The following is a 22774-nucleotide window of genomic DNA, read 5'->3' as shown; positions in this document are numbered from 1 at the left end:
ATTTCATAATGCTTATACTTTATAAAACCGGCTATAGCTTTGCCGGGCCATCGCCAATCTTTACCACATAGAAATCAGCTTTATAACCGATTGCTGACCGGTATGCCCTGCCCACCTGTTCAATGAACGTGTCCACCGCATCATCCTTTACAATACTCACGGTACAGCCGCCAAATCCTGCTCCTGTCATACGGGAGCCAAGAACGCCCTTTACCTTCCAGGCCTCTTCTACCAGAGTGTCCAGCTCCCTGCCCGTCACCTCGTAATCATCCCGGAGGGAAATATGGGATTCATTCATAAGTCTGCCAAACAGCGCAATATCATTTGCCTTCAATGCCTCGACCGCCTTCACGGTACGCTGGTTCTCATATACCGCATGCTTTGCCCGTCTCCGCCGGACCGGATCCTTCACAGCATCCCGGACTTCCTCAAACTGCTCCTCCGTAAGAGCCCCAAGGCTGTCCACCTGTCGTACCTTCCGAATCTCCTCCAACGCCTTCTCACACTCCGCACGGCGTTCATTATACTTGGAATCTCCCAGACCACGCCGTTTATTGCTGCAGGAGATCACGATCTTTGCTCCGTCCAGCTTAATTGGCGCATACTCATAAGAAAGATCTGCCGTATCCAGAAAGATTGCATGATCTTTCCGACCCATGGCAATGGCAAACTGATCCATAATGCCACAGTTCACGCCATTGAAATGATTCTCCGAAAACTGTCCCAAAAGCGCCAGATCCTGATTGGAAATCCCTAATTGAAACAGATCGTTGAGAATATAGCCGGTCAGAATCTCCACCGAGGCAGAAGACGAAAGACCGGAACCATTTGGAATGTTGCCAAACAGCATCAGATCAATGCCACAGGGAAGCTCATAACCCTTCTCACGCAAAGCCCACATCACACCCTTGGGATAATTGGTCCACCCGGCATTCCTACGGGGTTTGAGATCATCCAGACTCGACTCGATCACAGGAAGATGTCCGAAATTCATAGAATAGAAACGAAGCTTATTGTCATTTCTCTTGCGTACTGCACCGTATGTACCAATCGTCAGGGCACATGGAAAAACGTGTCCTCCATTGTAATCCGTATGCTCTCCGATCAGATTCACACGTCCCGGCGCAAAGTAAACGGCGATATCACCCTCTGCACCATATACTTCTTGAAATCTCTTGTAAATCCTTTCCTTCATGCGCGGTTCCTCCGTCATATTATGTAAATTACATTATATACTATTCACGGGCGGAAAACAAGAAGCAGGACATTTTCTGCCAAAGCAAAAATAAGGGCATCCGCAAAATGTGAATGCCCTTACGCCAAATGCATGGCTACTAGCTTTAACCAGACAGACAACTTCTTTCTTCCCATTTCTGATAATGCTTGTCAGTAATACAAATTTTCTAAGTATTTTTAGAATATCCAAATATGACAAATCTCCCCGTCCTAATCCGGCCAGTGTCCTAATATCGTTGAAATTATTCATGGCTCCTCTTCTGCTTTTTTATTTAGATTTCTCCATTCTCCCGCAAATACATAAGAAATCCACGACATCCCTCCATCACATCATCATAAGTTACATCAAAATTACCGGTGTACCATGGATCTGCGATATCCCGGTCGGACCCGGCAAAAGAAAGAAATTTGTATACTTTGCCATCCGGATCACCATGCAGCATGCGGTGAAGATACTTGATGTTGATTTCATCCATTCCAATAAAATAATCAAAATCATTATAATCAGCAAAAGAAATCTGCTTCGCTCTATGGGGCACCAGAGGAATCCCCACCTCTCTCAGTTTATTCACCGTTCCTCTGTGAGGAGGGTTCCCGATTTCCTCTGTACTGGTGGCAAAGCTGTCAATTACAAATTGATCCTCCAGCCCCAGTTCTTTTACCTTATATGTGAACACGCTCTCACTCAATGTAGATCTGCAGATATTTCCCCAACAGACAAATGCTACTCTTATCAATTTATAATCCTCCGTTTTGATTTTTAATAACTCAAACTTCGCACTTGAATAAGTGCCTATGCACCTTGAAAATTCAATAATAACTGGCATAAATATAGCATGAAACCATCTGGTTTTGGTATAATTGAGTTGTTAGAAACAATCATACTTCCGGAGGTTCATGCTATGAATAAAAGTATAACACAAGTAACTCAAAATGATAAGCAAATTTCGAAATCTGGTGAAGTGTAAAGCGAGAGTCCCGTTTGTAACGCAAGAGTCCCTCTTTGTAAATGAAAATCTCATTTTGTAAGCGACTGGGCAAAAGGCTATATAAAAATTTCCGTCCTCTCGTGCTTATACGGTTCCCGAACGGACAGCCAGAGACCATTGCTGCTGTAGCGCAGAAACTGAAGTCTATACATTGCAACTGTCGGCAATGTTCTGTTGGCTGAGATTCAGACTGTTGAGTCTAATAATCTCCCGATATTTGGTCAAACTCATGACCTCCTTCAAAATGTATTTACATCAAAAGATGTATGCATACATTCTAAAGGAAATACGGCAACGGTTTCCACCGCCGGAATGACGGTTTCCTTAAAAACGGATTTGCGGTTTTCAATTCCCGGACAGGAGGGACACGGAAGCCGGATTATTCACTTAAAGGATGAACTTCACGGATTCAGGAATATAATACATGCCTTCTTCAAATTTTTCTATACGATTTTTTTCGCATAATTTATTCATTTCCGCACTAATTGCTGCAAGGGACATTCCATCAATCTTCATATCAGAAAGAAAAGCTTCATCTCATCAGTTTCCTTTTCAAATTCATCATTTCCTCATAATTTACGGCTGTGCGGAACGTGTTATTATAAAATTGCTTACTCTTCAAGATTCCCGATCTGATATCATAGCTCTGATACATATTCTCGATACAATTTTTTTCATCTGTGCTACACACCCACAGATTATCCTGTCTATTAAACAAATCCAGCAACTCGCAATAGTGTGTAGAGAAAACAAGCGTTGCATTCTTTCGATTTACTTTTTTATCCTTGTACAAACTAATGATATTCTCTACTAAGGTTTTATGGAAATGGTTTTCCACCTCATCAATCAACAAATCAAATCCATTCTGCAATGATGCCACCACCATGATATACAGAAGCAGACCTTTCGTTGTACCGCTGGACAACATATAAATAAGCTCTTTATCAGACAATGTTTTTATCTCATTTGCAAATGTTACTTTGTAATTGTGGTCATCCACTTTCTCAAAACCTTTAATTGTTTCATCAAATATGCTGATGACATTAGTCAGAACATCGTTTGGTATCTTATATGTGTTCATGGCTTTGAACAGAAGCTGATACGTATCCGCTCCATCACCAATGCTATCAAAATACATCGCTGCAGTACTTTTCTTTTTTAATATAAAGAATACCTTAGATGTATCCTCTGGAAGATCACCTAGCTCTGTCAATTGTACAAATCCTTCATCGTCAAAGATTTCATTAACCTTCGTCTTATAATACTTCTTCTGATATATACTCTGATTCACAAAAGTTGCTTTATTTCCAAATGTAGAATCTGCTGAAAGCTCCGTATCATATCGGTAAATCATTCCATCCTGCCAAAAGAAAATACGAAGCCTAACTCCATCATAGGCATAATGCTTATTGTCTATGCTAAAATTACCAAGAATCGAATAACAGCAATCAAGCAAATCAATGGCTGTTGTTTTTCCGGATGCATTCTTTCCTATAAACGCTGCTGTACTATATACATATAATTCCTCTGCTATATTTACGAGTTCATATTCTTTATCTTCAGAAGTCTTCTTTGACTGTGCTACTAAATTGATGTCTGTGTTATCCTGTAGATTCTTAAATCCGCTTGCAATTACTCTTAAAAGTTTCATATCAACACCTCCATCTATATTATATACCGATATTCATTTTTAATCAAGTTTTTTGTTCTAAAATTAGTATTTGATGTAATTTAGCGTTGTTCACAACAAAAAAACCAGTTACCAGAATTTTCCTGCAACCAAGCTTTTGTATAATTTGTGTAATTTCTATCTCCCATCCACCTTTAGCGTTTCTTCCACCATCAGCTTCTCCTGTCTGGTCCCGCCATTCAAGAAGAACTTGTTGCAGGATCACCTGCCCAGTCAACTTCAACCTGTTCACCGGGTTTACGGTTGATATGCATGGTAGCACGATGTTTCTGCTCATCCTGTTGGATGTGATAGCAGAACTGTGAATACATGAGCGGTTCTTCACCGTTGGCACGGCAATCATCCATGTATTCCGTCCATAGGAGCTTTTTGCTTACGCCGTTGCGAAGCAGTTCCTTGCGGATGTAAGCGTAGTCAGGCATGCTATGCTTGGGCAATCCTAAAAATGCCACCTTATCATTAAAAATCTCTGTGGTGTATGTTCTTTCATCTCCCCATCGCACATTTGGAATAACATAAATTCCGTTCTTCTGCATATAATGCCCCACTGCTCGATTCAAATAAATGTCTGCGATCTGCACGCACAATGGTGCATCAAGATACAAGGAACAATCTGGTGTAATAATTCCCGGAAATTGTTTTAGATCATCAATATACTCTTCCGTATTCGTAATAATTTCCCTAAACTTCGTATCGTATGCTCGATATCTTTAGATGTCCAGAACTTTGGAAACCAACTTTGTCCTGTTCCTCTTGCTTTAAATTTGTTACTGTGATTTTCAACATATCCCACTCTTACTCCATTGGGATATGTCTTTACTACATGATATTTACATTAAATATCCGTTCCAAGAATAAGTGCAATCAGCTTATTTTTTTCTTCAGCACTAAGGTTCTTTCCATTTCTTGCTATTGCTGTGGCAATCTCTGTATAGGCTCCAATAGATGTTGTGTCATCCTCACTTAGCAAGTAATCCGTTGTCACACCTAATGCCTGAGCAAAATTGATTATAATATCCATGCGAGGTTTTCTATCCCCACTAAGATATCGAGAAACTGAAGCTTCCGTAATTCCACTCTTCTTTGATAGTTCTTTCTGATTTAGATTTTGACTTTCCATCAATTGTTTTACTTTGTCCTGCCATCTCATCTTCGTTTCCTCCTAATTGCAAACCATCCGTTTTCGATTACCATTTTGCAATTTTCAATATTATTTTTGAAATTATTCCATGAAAAATAACCCCAGTCAATTAGACCTGGGGTTATCATTCTCGTATCATGGCTAAATTAAAAAATTGTAAATCAGTTGTAAATCTCATTTTTCAGTTATCCGAACATGCCACAAAGCCTGCTAAATCAAGGTTTTTGCACCTTGTCATTATGAAGTTAAAAATTAAATAGCTCAAACTTCGCACACCTGAAAATTGCTTGTGCCCATAATATGCTTTAGCTTTGCCGGATTCATTCCGGACTTTTCCATCTTAGTACAAAAGGTATGCCTGCACACATGCGGAGTGGCTGTTGGTAATGGTTCCTTATACAACTTGTTATACTTTTCACGAATGAACTGAAAGTATATAACGGATAAAAACAGGCTATACCCTCCCCCAGATTTTTATTACAGCTCCCATTCCCATACGGAAATCATCATTGATTTTTTTGAAGTTCTTTCACCACTTTTTGCGGGATAACAAAATGAAGTGTTCCCATAGAAGCCGGTGCTACATCCCCCTCTGCAAAGCAGATCACTATTTCATCTTTTCCATTGATATAAAACTGTTGGTTTTCATCAATCTTGTCAAACAATGCTGCCGGTGTATCTGTATCCAGAAAATACACATTATTTTCATCCTTTTTCATATTTTGGCGCATCTGTTTCTTGATCTGTGCCGTAAGTACATCTACATAATCCACATTCTCCGGGAACAGATCCGATAATTCCAGCAGTTTTCCGGTACTCTTTTCTATCGTATAGAAGGCATCCGCCTGGTATCCATCTGCCTGGGAGGAGAACGCAGACAGCATAACACAATAATATTTCGAGGAGTTCGTGACCACCTTGCTGTCCACGGTCAGAGAGGAGTAGCCTAATGCCCCGACCTGCTTCTTAAATTCTTTGAGCAGCTTCTCGGTCTTTTGCTCCATCTGCGCATTGATCTCTTTGGCTGATTTGTGCGCCTGTTTTCCGGCTTCCTCAGAGTCATCCGTCCCCGCTCTATCTGCGTAGATTTTGTTCCATTTTACGTCTGCGCTATGCCTTCCATCATCAAACCGGTATTCCCGGAATGTAACCAGCTTAAAGTATTCTCCTATCACCGGCAGACTCTGCATGGCATGAGCCGTTGCTTTATTAAGATTTGGAAGCAGAATACTCAATGCCAGCATGGCTGCCATGCCGGCAGCAACATACCATCTGTGAGGTTGTTGCTTCCTGACAGCACAAGCAGCATAATCTGCCTCCTTCACATAGCAGTCCCGTATGCCTCCCATTGCCTGCAGCAGTTCCTTGGTGCTGATTGTATTTTTAATCCTTCGGCTCATCTGATTCCTCCATTCCATACATTTGAAAATTCGCTACTATCCGTTCTATCGGTCAGACACTGCATGATATTCCTTCATCAGCTTTGTATTTTCCATAATAAATGGCTTTGCCGTATCCTGTCCCCATTCCGTGTCATACATTCCCATCAGATAATCATTCAGCTGTTCTTTACTTTCAAAACGGGTTACCTGATAAGGAAGCTGAAAGGACAGCTTTTCAATAAACAGATATTTATGATTCTTTGTCGGCACCAGCACGCCGGTATGACCCACAAACAATTCGTTTTCCGTTTTGCTGAAACTGGAATGCAAAACGACACTGATCAGGGTTGCCTTTGTCTTACCGGAAACAGAAATCTTTTTGTTTTTCCAATCCTTTGCCCAGATTGCTGCATGTGTTGCCACATTCTTCGTATATTGCGTCTGTACCGTAGAGAATACACTTTCAAAGGCTTTTCTCTGCTTTCCTGAAAACTTCTTCGTCGGTGCATTCTTTAACGCATCCTGATCCATAAACAGCTGCGATGGATTCGCTTTTCCGGTATTGCCGACCTTAATATAGTCCTTCATCAGATCATAGGCAGTGATCCTACAGTTATAACCGATAAACAGTTTATTTTTCTTCAGCCAGAGCTTACTGATCCGGTTTTCATTATATACCGGTGGCTTTTTTCCCATCTTTTTGAAGCCTTTTTTTACCAGACTGGTATTTTTGATGGTTTTATTGTAGCTTACGACATCCTTCAGCCAGACATCTGCTGTTTTGGCGGAGATTCCCGCTGACAAAAGAGCACTCCTTACTTCTTTTCGTGACTTTGCATCTACAAGATTGGAATATTCCGGCTGCTGTTGTTCTGCCGCCACAGACACCTCTCCTGCCGCAAACATATTAACTAATATTGCAGTTAATAAAACATAACACAATATCTTTTTCTTTGACATAACTATTACCTCATTTCTTGATGCAGTCCTGATTTTTTCACAGGCTTGTTTCTAAATATGATATCCTTCCTTTTGCAAATGTATCTTTAAGGACTTCCGCATACGGTGCAATCCCACCTTGACTGCGGACTCCGTCATATGAAAATGCTCTGCGATCTGGTATATCTCATCCAGATAAAAATACCTTCGGACAAAGATCTGTCGTTTTTTTGACGGCAGTCCGTCCAGATACCGGTTGATTGCTTCCTCCAGATCCTTCCGGTCCATTTCCTCTCTCACATTATCATGTGCCAACGATACACACTCCTTTAATTCCTCCAACGACTGATCCACACTGTCCCCACAGCGTTTTCCGGCATGCAGATGATCATATCGGTTGATTGCCAGATTTCTGGTGATTTTGCCCACATATGCCGACAAAATCTCAGGTACTGTCGGCGGAATGGACTCCCACAGCTTCATCCAAGTATCATTCAGGCACTCCCTGACATCCTCTCCATTTCCTAAAATACGATAGGCGATGGAACTGCAATATCTTTCATACTTGTCCGCAGTATTTTTAATGGCAGCCTCATCACGGCACAGAAATTGCGCAATAATCTCCCGATCCTCCCATGCCATTTGTTCCCCCTTTGAATTGTATGATGATTCTGCCATTTTTTCCTCCTTTTGCTACTGCAGACCTATTCCTCCTGATTCTTTGTAATGCATTTCTGGCTGTTGTTGTCGATTGCATCATAATATAGTTTTGCATAGGCTTTGCATCCGGAAGAGGTCAGATGTACTCCATCGGATACAAACCAATTTGGGTGCCCTTCTGCAAGAGATGCCCAGTCAATAATCTGCACATTCCGGTATTGCTCTGCCACGGATCGGATCTGGTGATTAGACTCTTCCTGCCACTGCAAATGCTCCCCGAAAGCTGTGACCCAATAAATCTTCCGATCCTTTCCAATCGCACGGATCAGCTCTTTGCCGGTAGCATCAGAAAAGGTTCCGTTCGTTCCCAGCGCAAGCACGACCGTATCTCCTAATTTTCCTTTTGATTTCAGGTCTTCAACAATATCCTTCGCCTGAATAACTTGTCTGGATACCTTGGCATCAATCAGACAGTCCGGCAGCTTTTTCTTTACTTCTTTGGAAGCACCAAGCAGAACGGAATCACCAATTGCGGTAATACTCTGCCCACGGATGCCAGCATCGTCATCTTGATCCGTTTTCTCTAAGGGAGCCTTTTTTATTTTTTCCGCTTTCCCGGCAGCCGGTGCTTTCTCTTTTGAAGCTTGTCCCTCGTCAGCAATCATCCTGTGTTGTTGCTGTGACATTGCCTGTGCTTTTACGGCAGTATCCTTCGCAGCTTCCCCCGGCAGCTGATACGCAGTGATTACACAGACAGCCAGTACAATACAGGCTACAGAGAATCCGGTGCTGGTATAACCTATGACAACACCATTCCCCTTCGGGTTCTGTTTTTTCTTATATTGAAAAAATACCATCAGTCCATGCATCGCAGATGCCGCAAAAACCATCAGTATCATCTGTACACACCAGGATACCGGGCCAAAGTTTTTCTTATAATACCCAAACAGAAAAATGATCGGATACATCCACAGATAAAGCTCATAACTTATTCTTCCTACCAGGGCAAAGGGACTTTTGTCCAGCCATTTCCCCATACTTCCCGCCGGAATCAGCAAAAGAATCAATGCACAAAGTATCCCATCTGCAAACATTCCCCCTTGGTATATATACGGCATCTGCCCTTCCGCTATGAAATAGGTTCCCGTCATCACCACGAGCCCTGCTGCTATCAGGCTGTTTCTAAACCATAGCGGCAGCCTTCTTTGTACAAAAGATATCACATTCTTCTGAATCATTGCAATAAATATTCCCAAAAACAGGGCATATATTCTTGTATCTGTCCCATAATAAAGCCTTGATACATCCTCTGTCGGACGGTAGATAATGCTCATACGAAGTCCACCAAGAATCACCAGAACAAGCACTGCTGTTCTGGCAGCCGTCATGGATGTATGCTTCTTCAGTTTCCGAAGAAGCCAAAACAACAGCGGCCACATAAGATAAAACTGCATTTCTATGGCAATCGCCCACAGATGTGTGTATGGTGACTGCTGGCTCATCCTTGCGAAATAAGATGCATTCTGCTGGATCTGCCAGAAATTGTTATATCCCCCGACAACGCTTAATACTTCACCGCCCTTGCCCTTTGCCACCTCCGGCATACTGACCGCCAGAATGCCCCACACTGCAATAATCATAATGAGCAGAGGCGGATAAATCCTCATACAGCGCTTCTTATAAAATCTGCCTGCTGCATATACCCCATGTTCCAGATCCCATACGGATGTTTTATAGATCAGATAGCCGGACAGTACTAAAAACATATTGACTCCGAGAAAGCCGCCCGGAAACCGTCCTGGCATTACATGGTAAAGGACAACTCCCAATATAGCAAACCCTCTTAACGCATCCATCCCTTCTATGTGCCGTTTTTTCTTTTGTTCCTTCATTTTCCTGCTTCCTTCCTACTTCAATAAGGCTTTTTTCGCGCGCTATATATTATGACAGCAATTTGAAACAAAAGGTTACATTTTTTTAATTTTTTATTTAGTGTCTGCTGATTAAACAGAAAGACACAGATTTACAATCCTATATCTGTCCCAAATCCGGTGCAGATGTAAAAAGGCAAAAAGTATTCGTCTCTGCATCTTAAACAGATTTGTGACAAATACGGATAATGCGATGGATGTAAGCTGGGTTTTCTCCAGCTTGGTGGTAATACAGCTCATTCCGTAACAACGTTTGCTTAAGCGAAATGTACGTTCCACTTCGATCCTGTCGGTATTATCCTGATATTCCTGTTTTTATCCACTTTTACATTCACTCCCGGTCGCCCAAGTTTTGGACCTGACAAACGGATGCCATGTTCTTTGCAATAACTCCGGTTCGCTCTTGTCCGATATATCTGATTTGCCAGTACCCGGTTTGGATAGTAACCGGTTCTTTCCTTGAACCGTTCCACAGCCTCTGTCAGACAGGTGCTCTCGTTATACGCTTCGAAAGATATTTTTTCGATCCTTCCGTACATATATTTTTGCTGCTCATACAATGCAGTGATCGTCAGATACAGACCTGCTTCTTTTTCTGTTGCTGCATATCCGTTACTCATGAACTCTTCCAGATACCGTATGTCCCTTGCAACATAACCAAGCTGTTTTCGCAGGGCTTTCCGTATTTTCTTTGCACTGTGTTTTTTTGCTTCTGGCAAATGCCAGATAATCTTTTCTGGCGCATTTTTTGTAACGTCGCGGCGGCGGCAGATTATAGGACTTACAAAAACGGCAGATGATCGTCATCCTTATGGGCAAGCAGATTTGCTTCAACAACATCTCCATGCGTTGAAAACAACCAATCTTTAGGTTCTATCGTATAATATGTACCTATTAAAGCCATTTAAATTTTCCTCCTGTTTAGTTTATTCATTCCAATAATCTTCTGTTTCCTGGGATGCTGTTCGTATTCCAAATAACTTCCACATAAAGTCTTCTCTCTCATGGAAGATATCTACAATATAGATTGAGTCATCTGTAATCCTATAAAATGCGTAGTTATGTTCTGTATATACCATCAGATAATCACATGGCACACCTATTGCCTTTTCTACTGATATTCCAGACTGTTCATATCTCTGTAATCGTCGCATCGTCTGCGTCATATTTGACACAACATGTTTTGCTACATCTGCGCCAAAATTTATCGTTACATCACGTTTGATATTACGTAATTTCTGCGCCGCATCTGGTGAATATACTAATCTCTTCAAATTCTATACCCCCAGTTCTTTTTCTAAATCATCTGCAGAAATCCATCCCTCTTTATTCGCACGCTCCTCTGAGCTTTTCAGTTTTGAAAACAGTGTATATGCAGCTCGATATCTATCAAGCTCATCAATCTCTGCCATTGTCAGGATTCCATACTGGCCATGTCCATTACGTGTTAAATATACTCTGTTAGACACATCAACTTCCTTTAATACTTCTGTATAATTTCTAAGATCCGATACTGGTTTAATGTTTGGCATAACAATTCCTCCATTTCACATATCAATCAAAAATAATTCCAACTTATCAATATTATTATACCAACGAGGTTTATGTTGTGCAACAATATTTGCGTGCATATTTACAGCAAATATTAAACTGCATCAAATAAGCACCTGATTCAAACGAACCAGATGCTACCGTTTTTCTACTGTACTTCACATTCACTACACTCTCCAACAACACCCACATCATTCGTAGTAAAACCGTAGTCAAAATTTCTGTCATTACCACTGGTTGCACCACTACACCACAGGTCATTCCATCAGATATCCAATGAATTTTCCTATTTCATATCCACCACAATATATAACACTTACAACAAACGAAACTAATGCACAAATGATTAAAATATACAACAGCATAAATAAAGCCTTTTGTTTTTTTGATAAGTTAGACAAAAAATCATTCCACACTAGCAAAATATTCTTTGTCTTATATTTCTCTGTTACTTTTCCCTCATTATCTTCTTTATCAATTCCACGCATCAGATAATCTAATGAAACATCAAAATAGTCACTCATAAACAATAATCTTGTCATTTCAGGATATGCCTTATCATTTTCCCATTTAGAAATCGACTGTCTGGAAACATCCAAAACCTCTGCAAGATCTTCTTGGGATATATTCTTTTTATTCCGCAATTCATACAATCATTCTCCAAAAGTCATACCTTCTCCTCCCGAGTATTACAAATTAAATCTAAAAGTTGTCAATGGAAAATAGTATAAATAAACCTTCCAATATCTTCACCAAACTCAAATGCAACAAACATAGCTATTATAATCAAAAGAATTGTAATAGCAAGCTTTAAAACTCGATTTTCATTTAAAATCTTCTCAACTCTATTAAGTACTTGCCGCAAGTTTTCCTCCGTCTTTTCCTCATAATTATTCATATCAATCTTTTCACCCGACAAAAGTTCATTGACATTGATTTCCAAAAGTTCACACAATTCCAACATAATTCCAGAATCCGGCATTGACTTCCCGTTCTCCCATTTTGACACTGCCCTGTCAGTTATTCCGAGCTTTTCTGCAAGATTTGCTTGAGTCATGCCCTGCTCTTTTCTACATGATGCAATAAATTTTCCTATTTTAATTTGATTCATACCGGGCAACCTCCTTTCACCGCTCAATCATAGCTGAATTAGATGCAAATTTACACGAACTATCAGTTGATTTTTGTGATTCTACCATAGGTTGAGTCATCAATAACCACCTTATATCATCCAAACCGGTACGATATAGTTATCCCTATCAATTGCACCAAGTGCAGGCTTCATGCAGACAACCGCACCTTTCGAGCGTGGTGTTGATGCCTTATCAAGCAACCCAAATACCTTTGTCAATTCTGTTCCTGGATTTGAGGTTTTCTTAATTTCAATTGGATTTAATATTCCATCATGTTCTAATACAACATCTATTTCTTTAGCATCTTTGTCACGGTAATAATACATGTATGGATCCTTTCCACAGTTCAGGTATGTTTTTCTAATTTCTGCAACCACATAATTTTCTAAAATTGCGCCGTTCATAGCCCCACTTTCTAACGTTTCAGCACTGCTCCATTTTGTCAAATAACATACCAATCCCGTATCGTAAAAATACAACTTGGGAGTTTTCACAAGACGCTTCAGCAGATTGTTGGAATACGGACGAAGGTAAAAAATAATTCCCAGAGTTTCCAGAATCCCCAGCCAATCCTTCGCCTGTGTCTGGTTAATATCCGCATCCCTTGCAATTTCTGCCACATTAACCATTTGACCACATCTTGCTGCCACCGCAGTAATAAATCGAAGAAATTTAAGCGAATCAATAGCATCCGATAATTCTTTAACATCACGCTCAATATAAGTAGACAAATAACTGCTGTAAAAAATCTGGCTATTACTATTCACACCACTTACAATCGCAGGCATGGAGCCCTTATAAATACGTTCAAAAACACCTCTGGTATCCATTTCTGTTCTGCCTGCCTTCCTTGCAGCAAGCATCTCCATCTCTATGGTAAACGGCTCCATCTCAGCACCTGCTATTTCTGCCTGTGATAGAGAAGTAAGAGATAGCACGGCCACTCTGCCTGCCAACGATTCCTGTACTCCCCTCATCAGTTTGAATATCTGTGATCCAGTCAACCAAAAAGCCCCTGGTTTATGATTTTTATCTACATTCATTTTAATATAAGCAAATAGTTCCGGTGCATACTGAACTTCATCAATTAATACAGGCGGCTTGTGCAATTGCAGGAATAATTCCGGGTCAGACTTTGCAAGAGCTCTTTCATTCAAATCATCCAGAGTAACATATCCCCTTTTCGTGCCTTCCATTAACTTCTGCAACATTGTAGTCTTCCCCACCTGTCTCGAACCTGTAACAAGAACCACTGGGTATTCATTTGTAACCTGATTTATCACATTCTCCAAATTTCTTTTTATATAACTCATATCCAAAACCTCTTTTCGGCTGATTCACATTCTTGTTATATTTTAGCCGAACCACTATAAAAACACAAGCACAATTTGGCTAATTTCTATTTTATTTATATTTTAGCCGAAATGTGCTTGCTTTATTCTACCTCAGCGGTACATATGGATTAGTTTCTGTCTGACTTTTTTCAAAATATTACTGCTGCTCCCCAACGATTACCCCTACCTTCTAACGATAGCATCTCATATTTTAACGATTATCCACATTTCCTATTTTTCATTTTTCCATTCGTAGTATTACCGTAGTTCCAAAATGTTCTGACTACCATACTATGCCCCGTTTTGCCCCATTATTCCTTGATTTATAAGACCTTTCAAAGTCCTGCCGTGGCAAATGAATAGTATTTTTATCATTGTTGCATTCATATCCACTTTCTCCATTTATAATTCAATTCTTTGTTTGCCTTTTTCCAAAAGTCATTTTCCCTATTATATAGTCTGGAAATTAGCTCGTTTAATATTCAATCCTAAAATAATCCAAATATGCTTTATATTTATCTTGCGCTGCCAGACAGATATCTGTCAGATAACCTTTTTCGTTGTCCTATTCCTTCAATCCACGGTAATAGAACATTTTCAGATTGCCCTCAATAATGAATGGAACAATATTGTATTTCAGACACTCCTTAAACATAATCAGTCTTCCCACTCGGTCGTTGCCGTCCTGGAACGGATGAATCCGCTCTAACTTCACATAAAAATCCAGAATATCTGCAAAGGTCTTTTCTTCTTTGGCGTTGTATTCCGTCAGCAAGATCTTCATTTTATCGGCAACTTCTTCCGGAAGGGCTGTATCCATGCCACCGACTTCATTCGGAAGTTTCTTATAATCCCCAACGGCAAACCAATCTTTTCTGGAATCGCTGGTGCCATTCTTCAAAATCAAGTGAAGTTCTTTGATAAATTTCTCCGTCAGGGCTGCCCTCGTGCCAAGATTCTCGTCAAACTGCGAGAAGTCATTCAAGAACTATGCTGCGGAGCATTCCCTCCACTGGGGATTCGTCCGAGACAAAGACAATCAGCTTTACATCAACAATACATAATTCGCAAATCTCCCGAAGATGTTTCCTGGCAGGATCTGCGTGATTATATCAAGTGGCTTCAAAAAGAACGAAATCTTTCTGAAAGAACCGTTAATGCCGCCATTTCCCAGCTTCGTTTCTTCACCATCTATGTTTTACATAAACCCTGGGACGATAATCAGCTCCCGAAACGAAAGTTTGATGAATATCTTCCTTTCAGGTTTTCTCTTTCTTATACCCGGATCAACTCCTCCGGCTTACTCATACTTCATCATATAATGTTACCAGATCAGCATTCCGATGTGGTAAAACACACAGGAAAGAATCAGTGAAAACACAAGATAATATAATACCGGCAAAGCAATCCATTTTTTTGAATGATTCTCCTGGAAAGTTGCTGCCACCGTCATCGTGCATGGCACATTAAATACAATTGCCATAATAAACCCCAGTGCCTGTGGTTTGCTGATCACCTGCGGAAGAAGCTGTGCCATGCCCTCTGTCATGCCTGTGGATTTGGCATTGAATGCCGCTGATACCACATCAGAATTATTATAAAGTGCATTGATCACTCCCAACAGGGATTCCTTAGTTACCATGGAAGAAAGATATGCCATAAACATCTGCCATGTCATTCCAAAGAACTCTGTTACCGGAGCGATCAGCTGTCCAAACGCCGCAAGAATACTTATATTTCCAAACCAGCTGTAGGAAAGCAGGTAGAAAACAACTGACACGAGAAAAATCACACGAAAAGCACGAACAAAAATATCCTTCGCTTTTGCAAGCGTCATCCGCACAATATGTCCCCATTTTGGTTTATGATAAGGTGGAAGTTCCATGATAATACCATGCTCATCCTCTTCCCCGATCAACTGTCTGCCAAAAATCTTCGAGGCAAGGAACATAGAACCAAGCGTAATCACCAGCATAAACAACAGCACCAGAAAACTGCCCAGCGGTCCGAAGAAAATGGATGCCAGCATCGGTGCCAGGGACAAGGTGGAACCACATGGGATGCTCCATACCAGAATCATGGTAAGGAACCTCTGACCGGTACTGTCAATTACACGGCTTCCCGCAACTCCTGCCATGTTGCAGCCAAGACTCATCAGAAACGAGCACACGCTTTTTCCCTGCAGTCCCAGTCTTTCCATGGCTTTATTAAACACTACCGCAATACGGGCCATGTACCCGACATCTTCAATCAATGCGAATATAAACGTAACGCCAAGCACAAATCCAGCCATGGCAATGGTAAACGCCAGCACATTTGGCAGAACCACGCATACAAGCTCTGCAAGAGGTTTCCACACGCCAAACATATTCATCAGCTTTTCCAAAAGCGGTGTGAGTCCACCAGGAATCGCAAAACCAAGTACCATGATCGGTGAAGCGATCAGCATTGCTCCTGCCATGCCAGCAAGGATTATACCGAAAGCAATCCACTTACCGGAATGCCTGCCAAGTGCTTTCCTGTCAAACCGCTCAAGTCCTGATTTTACCTTCGTCTTTTTGACAGCTCCATCCAACAGCATATCAATGAAGTCGTATTTATTCCTGCCTGACCGCATCAGATTTTTGTCTTCCTTCTCAAAAGCCAGAATTGCCTGCTTCTCTCTTGTATATATGCCCGTTCCCTTTTCCCTTGCAATCATTTCCGAGAAAGGAATAGAAGAATCTCCGGCATAACGTTCCATCAGCAGGGATTGTTCCATCATCCGGGGATTTTTCAATGCTTCCGCAATCTGCTCTTTGAGATTTCCATATCCCCTGTTCTCAGCAGCCACGAATCCGATCACAGGAATCCCAAGCTTTTCCTGAAGTATCTCGGTATGAATCTCTATTCCTTTCTGCTCTGCAACATCCATCATATTCAGGATCAGCAGAACCGGAATTTTTATGCCAACAAAATCCGCTACCATATAAAGGGAACGTTCCAGCTGAGAACTGTCCACAAGTATCGCTACAAGATCTGCCTCTCCGGATCTTATGTACTCTGTCGTGATAACTTCCTCATCCGAACCGGCTGATAAACTGTAGCTTCCCGGCAAGTCTACTACCCGGTATGTTTCTCCCCCAAACCGAAAGATTCCTTCCTTATGTTCTACTGTCTTTCCCGGCCAGTTTCCTACATGCTGATGGGAACCTGTCAGTCCATTGAACACGGAGGATTTACCACAATTTGGCTGTCCCAGTAATGCAATCATTTTTTCCTTCATTGTCGTACCTCCACTTCAATTTTTTTACAGTCTTTCTCGCTTAATACAATAACAGAATCCCTACAGTAAAATAATACCGGCTGCCCTTTTTCATTTTGCACTACCTGAAGCAGAGCTCCTTCTGCGAGTCCCACTCCGATCAGTCTGGAGAGCAGATGACGTTTTCCCAAAATAGCATTTACTTTTACCTTGCTGCCCTCTGTTACTTCTGATAATCTCATTTTCCTCCTCCTTTTCAGCATCACTGTAGCGTTTATGAATCGGATGATACCCTATCCTTTTACACCTATAAGTTCGTTGCTTCTAACTCTTGTATAAAGCTTACGGTATATAAGAAAATAAATCTATACCAGTTCCGGTAAAAAAGGTCTGTTTAGCATTTTCTTATTTTTGTTCCTGTGAATCACTTTCATTCTTTGCTATAATACTATTAAAAAATAAATGACTGCAATAATTAGGAACAGCAGGACATGATTCTGCCTGCGGGCATAAAGATAAGGAGATGACCTGATCTATGAAAAAAGATAATTTAGCTTTTAACGAAGATATCCAAATGTTCTTACAGGGCAAAAAAGAGCAGATAGAGATTTATCAGGAAATGCCGGACGGATATATGGCACTGACCTATTATTCCATTCTTCCGGGAATCTACCTTGCCTTCAATGATATCCACACGACTACCGTCCCCGTATCTGGCGGCCTATCTTTCGAACATTTACTGATTGTGAATTTTTGTCTTGAAGGGCGCTGCGAATTTCATTTATCCGAGGACAATTACAGCTACATAGATAAAAATCATATGAGCGTCAGCACCCAAATGGTTCAGGATTCCTTTTATTACCCATCCGGGTTCTATCAGGGCTGGGAGATCTATGCCATGCCGGATACCTTTACCGAAGAAACCAGACAGATACTGAAACGGTTCGCCATTGATTTTGAACAGCTTTCCGATTTCTATGAGAAAGCTGTTTCCTGTATCACATCTGAACCATTTCTTACGCTGTGGAAGTTGTTGGAGCAGAACCGTCAGATTTATTCTGTTGGGAATATCCGGCTACTGTGCCTGCAGATTCTTTTACATCTGGCAGATCACAGACTCCTGATGCAAAGCTCACAGCCATTTCTTACCCGTACACAGGCTGCACTTGCAAAAAAAGCTCAGGAAATTCTTCTCACGGATCTCAGCCGTCACATTTCGGCAGCCCGCATAGCTGCTTCCCTGAGTGTCAGTGAGACAAGCCTCAAAAATTATTTCCGTTCTGTTTATGGTATGAATCTTTCCACATATTTGAACCATAAGCGCATGGAACTGGCAGCTAAATTACTTTCAGAATCTGACCAAAATATTTCAGACATAGCAAGAGCCTGCGGATATGTAAACCAGGGGCGGTTTGCAAAGGTTTTTAAAGATTTCTACCACATGAAGCCATTGGATTATCGAAGAAATAAACATCTCCCGTAAGACTGTTCCATTATTTCCCCCTCGACTTTCCCAATCCTATCCACCAAACTTTATATATCAGTGATATATGAGGCGATTGTAATGACAGACTATACAGAAACACAGGAACTGATACTGGCAAGTGCCAAAAAGCATTTTTTAAATTACGGGTTCAAAAGTGCTTCCCTACGTAAGATTGTTTCTGATGCCGGTTTCGCTCTCGGTGCATTTTATGAACATTACAAGGCAAAAGAAGATCTCTTTTGCACACTGCTAGACAAGACCGTTCAGGGATTATCTTCAATCTTAATTGCCTCCCCGATCACCCGGTATCTCGGCGAATCCAGCAATGCGATCAGTGCCTCATAAGGATCCTTTTTTTGTTTATTCGCCGCCACCCTCATAGCGTTTTGAGAAAATCCCGAAAGAAGGCACAAGCCTTCCTCGTTGTCTACTTTTGGTATCGTATTTGTCCGTCCACACACATTCCAGAAGATAAGACGAGGCATTCGATAGCCGTTTTCTTGGTATCTCCTTTCAATCTTTCGAAATAATGTCTCATTGGGTCTGTCCCATTTTTCATTTTCCCACGGCACGTAACCGGAAGCAGTGGCCTGATCAAACTCCATATCCGATATGATCAACACCTGCTTCGGAAGCTCTTCTCTTGGGACATTTTGACATTTTGCCATGTCAAGAATCAGATTAAAAACTGCCTCTATATTTGTATTGGCAACGTCACTATAGGCACGCATGATCTCCAGCTTGTCCCTCAGGCTTGTATCGTCCTGCAGATCGATAAACTCCGGATGTCCGCTGAAGGTAATGGCCTTATTGTGAAAAACACCTTTGAGCTGCTCTGCAAAATAAATCGCAAGAGAATTACAGATTTCTATCGCCAGGACGGAACTGCTGCCGGACGCCTTAGCATACATACTTCCGGAGCCATCCGCCACAACAATGGCATCCTCGAACCCCCACTCATTTTTGAAGCCATCCTCAATTATTTTTTTCCACAACATTTCTGCCAGATTGTCCTCCCGCAATCCACCGTAAAAACCGTTTTTCGTGATACGATGTACAATTTCATACGGCATAAGACCATTGGTATTAAGCTTGCCATCCCCCATAAACACTTTAATCAGGTACAAATATCTTCTGTAAATATCATGTTTTTCAAACGCTTTATCATATATCATATTCGCCTTCGCCGGAACGGTTTCGTAATCAATTTCTGACCAGTTCAATGCAGACATTTTTGATTCTACCACATTACTGTATGCCCGAAGCTTGGATAATGTCTGACGATATACCTTAGGAGACATTTGAAAATATCGACAAAGTATTCCTGCGTATTTTCTGGTCTGCGCAGATGATGTATTGATGCTAGGCAGCCATTTTGCCAGAAGCGAAACCGGTCTATGCTGCCCCATGTCTTTCAGATCCTGGGCAAGCTGTCTGCGATACATAGATGCCACGTTTCCTGCCAGCTCCGTCTCCAGCAACACCAGCGCATCATCATATCTGCCATACTGTGGAATATAAGGGAGCACAGCCTTTGCAATATCAAAATGAGATTTCGCCAAATATTTCAGGCAGATCCGGAAGGTTCTTCTCTCCCCCAATCCTTCCAGAATATCTCTCAGGTAAAAAAGCCATTTAACCGCATACTTTGGCGATTCATGATATGCTTTTATAAATTCTTCGACTATGTATTCCTCATCACTATCTCTCAAATAGGAAACCTTGAAATTCAGATCAAGCAATGCTTTACCGGTCGTGCGGTATCCCATGGCACCGTTTTCCGTCACAGAGCGGTTTTTATATCTTTTCATAAAATGAACTGCGTGAATCTTTTTGGTGCGCATTGCGTCTACCATTTGCTGATCCGTATAGGATTCATCAAACCAAAATGCTCTTTTCATGGTCTCCCTCCTTCATTTGCAAACACGGGTGTAACATTTGTCACCCCCGTGTCATTTCACCAGACGCAGAAAATATAAAACTTTTTTATATATTGTCATCCATTATAATTTAATCAAATAATCTGCTGTATGCGTCTGTATTTTGTTGATGAACCTATCATACCCTGCCGGAAGAAAGATGTCGAGCAACCAGTAGTTCACTTTTTCAAACTCCATATTTATATTCCAGCTGTATTTTCTCTATGCCGCAATTTTCCCTTGAACGCAAACAGAGGAGGACACAAGGTCCTCCTCCACTAAAAGCTCCATCGGGCTTACGTGATATAAGATTGCTAAGGCTACCAGATTGTCGGCCTGGGGATAACATTTTCCTGCTTCCCATTTATATACGGCCTGTGTCGATTCAAATCCCATATATTCCATGACCTGCTTAACAGAGAGATTCCTCTGCTTGCGAATCTGTCTCATTCGCTTTCCGCTTGCCACAATATCAAAATGCGGTCGTTCCATACTGTGCCTCCTTCTTTCAAATCACTATTTGCTTGTCAGAATTTTGTTGTACCAGATACTGTCGTGTCAATATGGAAATGATTATAGCACAAATTATGGATCTTGTGTTGTAAACTGCTGGTTAAATTTGCTTAAATTTGCCTTCCTGTTTTGATATCTGATAAATTATCTCTAATGTATTCCCTCAAACAATCCATTTCCTTGATTATATCATCTTTCTCTTCTTTAATAAATCTTCCAAATAGTTTGTTAAAAAAGTTTATTTTACATATAGTTTTAACAAGATCATTGATATAACCCCCAATTGTTTTAGCATTTAATACGTCTGTTTCCGTATATAAATCTGGACAGTCAATTGAATAATTACTACTTTTCTTTTTTACCCCTTTTATATCTAAAATCACATTATAAACACATCTTACAAAGTCATCATCTTCATACTTTTTTATCAGTTCTTCGACAAAAGGTTCGGTAATAGAATTAACCACACTATTATATTGCTTTTTCATATATTGATTCAAAACAAAATATAAATCTCTATCAAAATCATTAAAAACCTCATATGATGTGTAAAAGTTATGTCCCGGATTATCCTTAAACAAATAGTATAATCTATCAATCGAATTTTTAATGTCCATTTTTTCTAACGCTAACATTATCAATTGTTCTACTTGACTTATATAACCCCCACACTCCTTGTCTGTCGGCAATGTAATAAAAATATTCTTTCTGTTATAATATGAACGATATTCCATCAACTTGTCATAATTGTTTTTATCAAATAAAAATTCGTCTCCTAACATATTATTACAAGCATCAAATACTTCCTTTTTTCCATATTGTGGATTTCCCATAAAATAACACATAAGTATCATCGTATTACGAGCCAATAGAGATAGCATATTTATATCAAAATAATTAGCGTGATTCTCTTTCAGACTTATCGCTGTTTTCTTCATCATTCGTTCGTATAATAAGATATCCTCTGATATTCCCTTAAAGTCACGTAGTTTTCCGAATAAATACTCCTTACTATATTTGGGACATCGCTGATATATCATCTTTCCCTCATCCCGTATATGGTGCAAATATAGAGAGCCACATTCTAATAATCTCTGAAATTTCTTTGATTCATATATGGATACGTCTACATTATATCCTTGTAGAGCTTTAAAAATAGTCTCTTCCACTTTATTTGTCATTTTATCTGATTCAAATTTACATATTACTAAAATATCTATATCTGAATTTTCATCATTTGTTCCGCGTGCACAAGATCCATATAAAATAATAGCTTGTACTGATTTTGGAAAATAACCATCTTTAATTTCTTCATTTATTTTATCAATTACGTCTTTAGAAGTCACCTTGCAATCCTCCTATACACAGCCGATGTAATCAGCGCAAAATATAATATACCAATCCCATTCTGAACCAAAACAACTGCCTGGAATAAATTTTCCTTTTCCATTTTGACTTTATCTATATCCAGATTTCCTATCAAAATTGCATTTACACTTGTCAAAAATGAATTTTCAATTCTTGTAATAAAAGCTTGATCAGAGGAAAACAGAAAAAGAAAATAAATTACTGCAAACAACACGACTACAATTATCATAGTTACTAATATTTGTTTTACCCGTAAAC

Annotated in this window: 24 protein-coding genes and 4 pseudogenes; 3 read left to right on the top strand and 25 right to left on the bottom strand. The window is 40.4% G+C overall.

Annotation, left to right across the window (positions count from 1 at the left end; genetic code table 11):
- Positions 1-31 precede the first annotated feature (31 nt).
- The 19 genes and pseudogenes from H8704_RS13015 to H8704_RS12925 form a co-directional block, all read right to left on the bottom strand.
- Positions 32-1195: a galactokinase gene (locus H8704_RS13015; RefSeq protein WP_118679877.1), complete on the bottom strand. Its 1164-nt coding sequence runs from the start codon at positions 1193-1195 to the stop codon at positions 32-34.
- 313 nt (positions 1196-1508) lie between these two features.
- Complete coding sequence (locus H8704_RS13010) at positions 1509-1973, bottom strand: low molecular weight protein-tyrosine-phosphatase (protein WP_249298540.1); 465 nt, start codon at positions 1971-1973, stop codon at positions 1509-1511.
- A gap of 639 nt (positions 1974-2612) precedes the next feature.
- Positions 2613-2741, bottom strand: coding sequence for a hypothetical protein (locus H8704_RS14160; RefSeq protein WP_283242001.1), 129 nt, complete (start codon positions 2739-2741; stop codon positions 2613-2615).
- A gap of 16 nt (positions 2742-2757) precedes the next feature.
- Positions 2758-3876 carry an AAA family ATPase gene (locus H8704_RS13005; RefSeq protein ID WP_249298539.1) on the bottom strand — a complete coding sequence of 373 codons (1119 nt, stop codon included), beginning with the start codon at positions 3874-3876 and terminating at the stop codon, positions 2758-2760.
- Positions 3877-4106: 230 nt separating this feature from the next.
- Positions 4107-4337: pseudogene (locus H8704_RS14440) on the bottom strand (IS21 family transposase); the annotation flags it as partial.
- Positions 4338-4397: 60 nt separating this feature from the next.
- Positions 4398-4598: pseudogene (locus H8704_RS14435) on the bottom strand (DUF4417 domain-containing protein); the annotation flags it as partial.
- 152 nt (positions 4599-4750) lie between these two features.
- The gene (locus H8704_RS12985) at positions 4751-5065 is read right to left on the bottom strand and encodes a helix-turn-helix domain-containing protein (RefSeq protein ID WP_022464741.1); all 315 of its coding nucleotides are present in this window, start codon (positions 5063-5065) and stop codon (positions 4751-4753) included.
- A 497-nt stretch (positions 5066-5562) separates the two neighbouring features.
- Complete coding sequence (locus H8704_RS12975) at positions 5563-6456, bottom strand: RsiV family protein (RefSeq protein ID WP_022464740.1); 894 nt, start codon at positions 6454-6456, stop codon at positions 5563-5565.
- A gap of 45 nt (positions 6457-6501) precedes the next feature.
- Entirely contained in the window at positions 6502-7398 is an 897-nt protein-coding gene (locus tag H8704_RS12970; RefSeq protein WP_249298538.1) for a DUF4300 family protein, read from the bottom strand.
- 51 nt (positions 7399-7449) lie between these two features.
- Entirely contained in the window at positions 7450-8055 is a 606-nt protein-coding gene (locus tag H8704_RS12965) for an RNA polymerase sigma factor (protein WP_022464738.1), read from the bottom strand.
- Between the two features lie 26 nt (positions 8056-8081).
- Positions 8082-9929, bottom strand: coding sequence for an acyltransferase family protein (locus tag H8704_RS12960; protein ID WP_249298537.1), 1848 nt, complete (start codon positions 9927-9929; stop codon positions 8082-8084).
- 111 nt (positions 9930-10040) lie between these two features.
- Positions 10041-10721 (bottom strand): annotated as a pseudogene (locus H8704_RS14310) (transposase); the annotation flags it as partial.
- Between the two features lie 28 nt (positions 10722-10749).
- Positions 10750-10872 carry a hypothetical protein gene (locus H8704_RS14155; RefSeq protein WP_279220651.1) on the bottom strand — a complete coding sequence of 41 codons (123 nt, stop codon included), beginning with the start codon at positions 10870-10872 and terminating at the stop codon, positions 10750-10752.
- A gap of 22 nt (positions 10873-10894) precedes the next feature.
- A complete protein-coding gene (locus H8704_RS12950; protein ID WP_118679575.1) occupies positions 10895-11242 on the bottom strand; it encodes a type II toxin-antitoxin system RelE/ParE family toxin in 348 nt (115 codons plus the stop codon).
- 3 nt (positions 11243-11245) lie between these two features.
- A complete protein-coding gene (locus tag H8704_RS12945; protein ID WP_022463388.1) occupies positions 11246-11500 on the bottom strand; it encodes a hypothetical protein in 255 nt (84 codons plus the stop codon).
- 276 nt (positions 11501-11776) lie between these two features.
- On the bottom strand, positions 11777-12163 hold the full coding sequence (locus tag H8704_RS12940; RefSeq protein WP_182439820.1) for a helix-turn-helix domain-containing protein: 387 nt from the start codon (positions 12161-12163) through the stop codon (positions 11777-11779).
- Between the two features lie 68 nt (positions 12164-12231).
- Positions 12232-12630, bottom strand: a complete 399-nt coding sequence (locus tag H8704_RS14305) for a helix-turn-helix domain-containing protein (protein WP_243105582.1) — start codon at positions 12628-12630, stop codon at positions 12232-12234.
- 111 nt (positions 12631-12741) lie between these two features.
- Complete coding sequence (locus H8704_RS12930; RefSeq protein WP_249298536.1) at positions 12742-13965, bottom strand: ATP-binding protein; 1224 nt, start codon at positions 13963-13965, stop codon at positions 12742-12744.
- A gap of 496 nt (positions 13966-14461) precedes the next feature.
- Positions 14462-14932: pseudogene (locus H8704_RS12925) on the bottom strand (Fic family protein); the annotation flags it as partial.
- Here H8704_RS12925 and H8704_RS14430 point away from each other — a divergent pair.
- Entirely contained in the window at positions 14894-15361 is a 468-nt protein-coding gene (locus H8704_RS14430) for a phage integrase N-terminal SAM-like domain-containing protein (protein ID WP_243102163.1), read from the top strand. The pseudogene H8704_RS12925 and the gene H8704_RS14430 overlap by 39 nt on opposite strands.
- Here the strand turns inward: H8704_RS14430 and feoB are convergent.
- Positions 15311-17251: a ferrous iron transport protein B gene (gene feoB, locus H8704_RS12915; RefSeq protein WP_118689678.1), complete on the bottom strand. Its 1941-nt coding sequence runs from the start codon at positions 17249-17251 to the stop codon at positions 15311-15313. The two genes, H8704_RS14430 and feoB, sit on opposite strands and share 51 nt — an antisense overlap.
- Positions 17248-17472, bottom strand: a complete 225-nt coding sequence (locus H8704_RS12910; RefSeq protein WP_182439821.1) for a FeoA family protein — start codon at positions 17470-17472, stop codon at positions 17248-17250. Before H8704_RS12910 ends, feoB begins: the two co-directional genes overlap by 4 nt.
- Positions 17473-17765: 293 nt before the next feature.
- On the opposite strand from H8704_RS12910, the gene H8704_RS12905 reads away from it, so the two are divergent.
- Together H8704_RS12905 and H8704_RS12900 are read left to right on the top strand one after the other, a co-directional pair.
- Positions 17766-18713, top strand: coding sequence for a helix-turn-helix domain-containing protein (locus H8704_RS12905; protein ID WP_249298534.1), 948 nt, complete (start codon positions 17766-17768; stop codon positions 18711-18713).
- 81 nt (positions 18714-18794) lie between these two features.
- Positions 18795-19061, top strand: coding sequence for a TetR/AcrR family transcriptional regulator (locus tag H8704_RS12900; protein WP_249298532.1), 267 nt, complete (start codon positions 18795-18797; stop codon positions 19059-19061).
- Here H8704_RS12900 and H8704_RS12895 read toward each other — a convergent pair.
- The 4 genes from H8704_RS12895 to H8704_RS12880 all read right to left on the bottom strand — a co-directional run.
- On the bottom strand, positions 18980-20617 hold the full coding sequence (locus tag H8704_RS12895; RefSeq protein ID WP_249298531.1) for a DUF2828 family protein: 1638 nt from the start codon (positions 20615-20617) through the stop codon (positions 18980-18982). The genes H8704_RS12900 and H8704_RS12895 overlap by 82 nt on opposite strands.
- Positions 20618-20857: 240 nt before the next feature.
- Positions 20858-21127, bottom strand: a complete 270-nt coding sequence (locus H8704_RS12890; RefSeq protein ID WP_249298530.1) for a helix-turn-helix domain-containing protein — start codon at positions 21125-21127, stop codon at positions 20858-20860.
- 131 nt (positions 21128-21258) lie between these two features.
- Positions 21259-22494, bottom strand: a complete 1236-nt coding sequence (locus H8704_RS12885) for a nucleotidyltransferase domain-containing protein (protein WP_249298529.1) — start codon at positions 22492-22494, stop codon at positions 21259-21261.
- Positions 22491-22774, bottom strand: a 284-nt coding sequence (locus H8704_RS12880) for a hypothetical protein (RefSeq protein ID WP_249298527.1), incomplete at its 5' end; no start/stop codon positions are given. The genes H8704_RS12885 and H8704_RS12880, both read right to left, overlap by 4 nt.

Source organism: Jutongia huaianensis, assembly GCF_014384985.1.
Classification (GTDB): Bacteria; Bacillota; Clostridia; order Lachnospirales; family Lachnospiraceae; genus Jutongia; species Jutongia huaianensis.
Note: the sequence above shows the minus strand (reverse complement) of the source record. Positions and strands in the feature narration are given on the sequence as shown.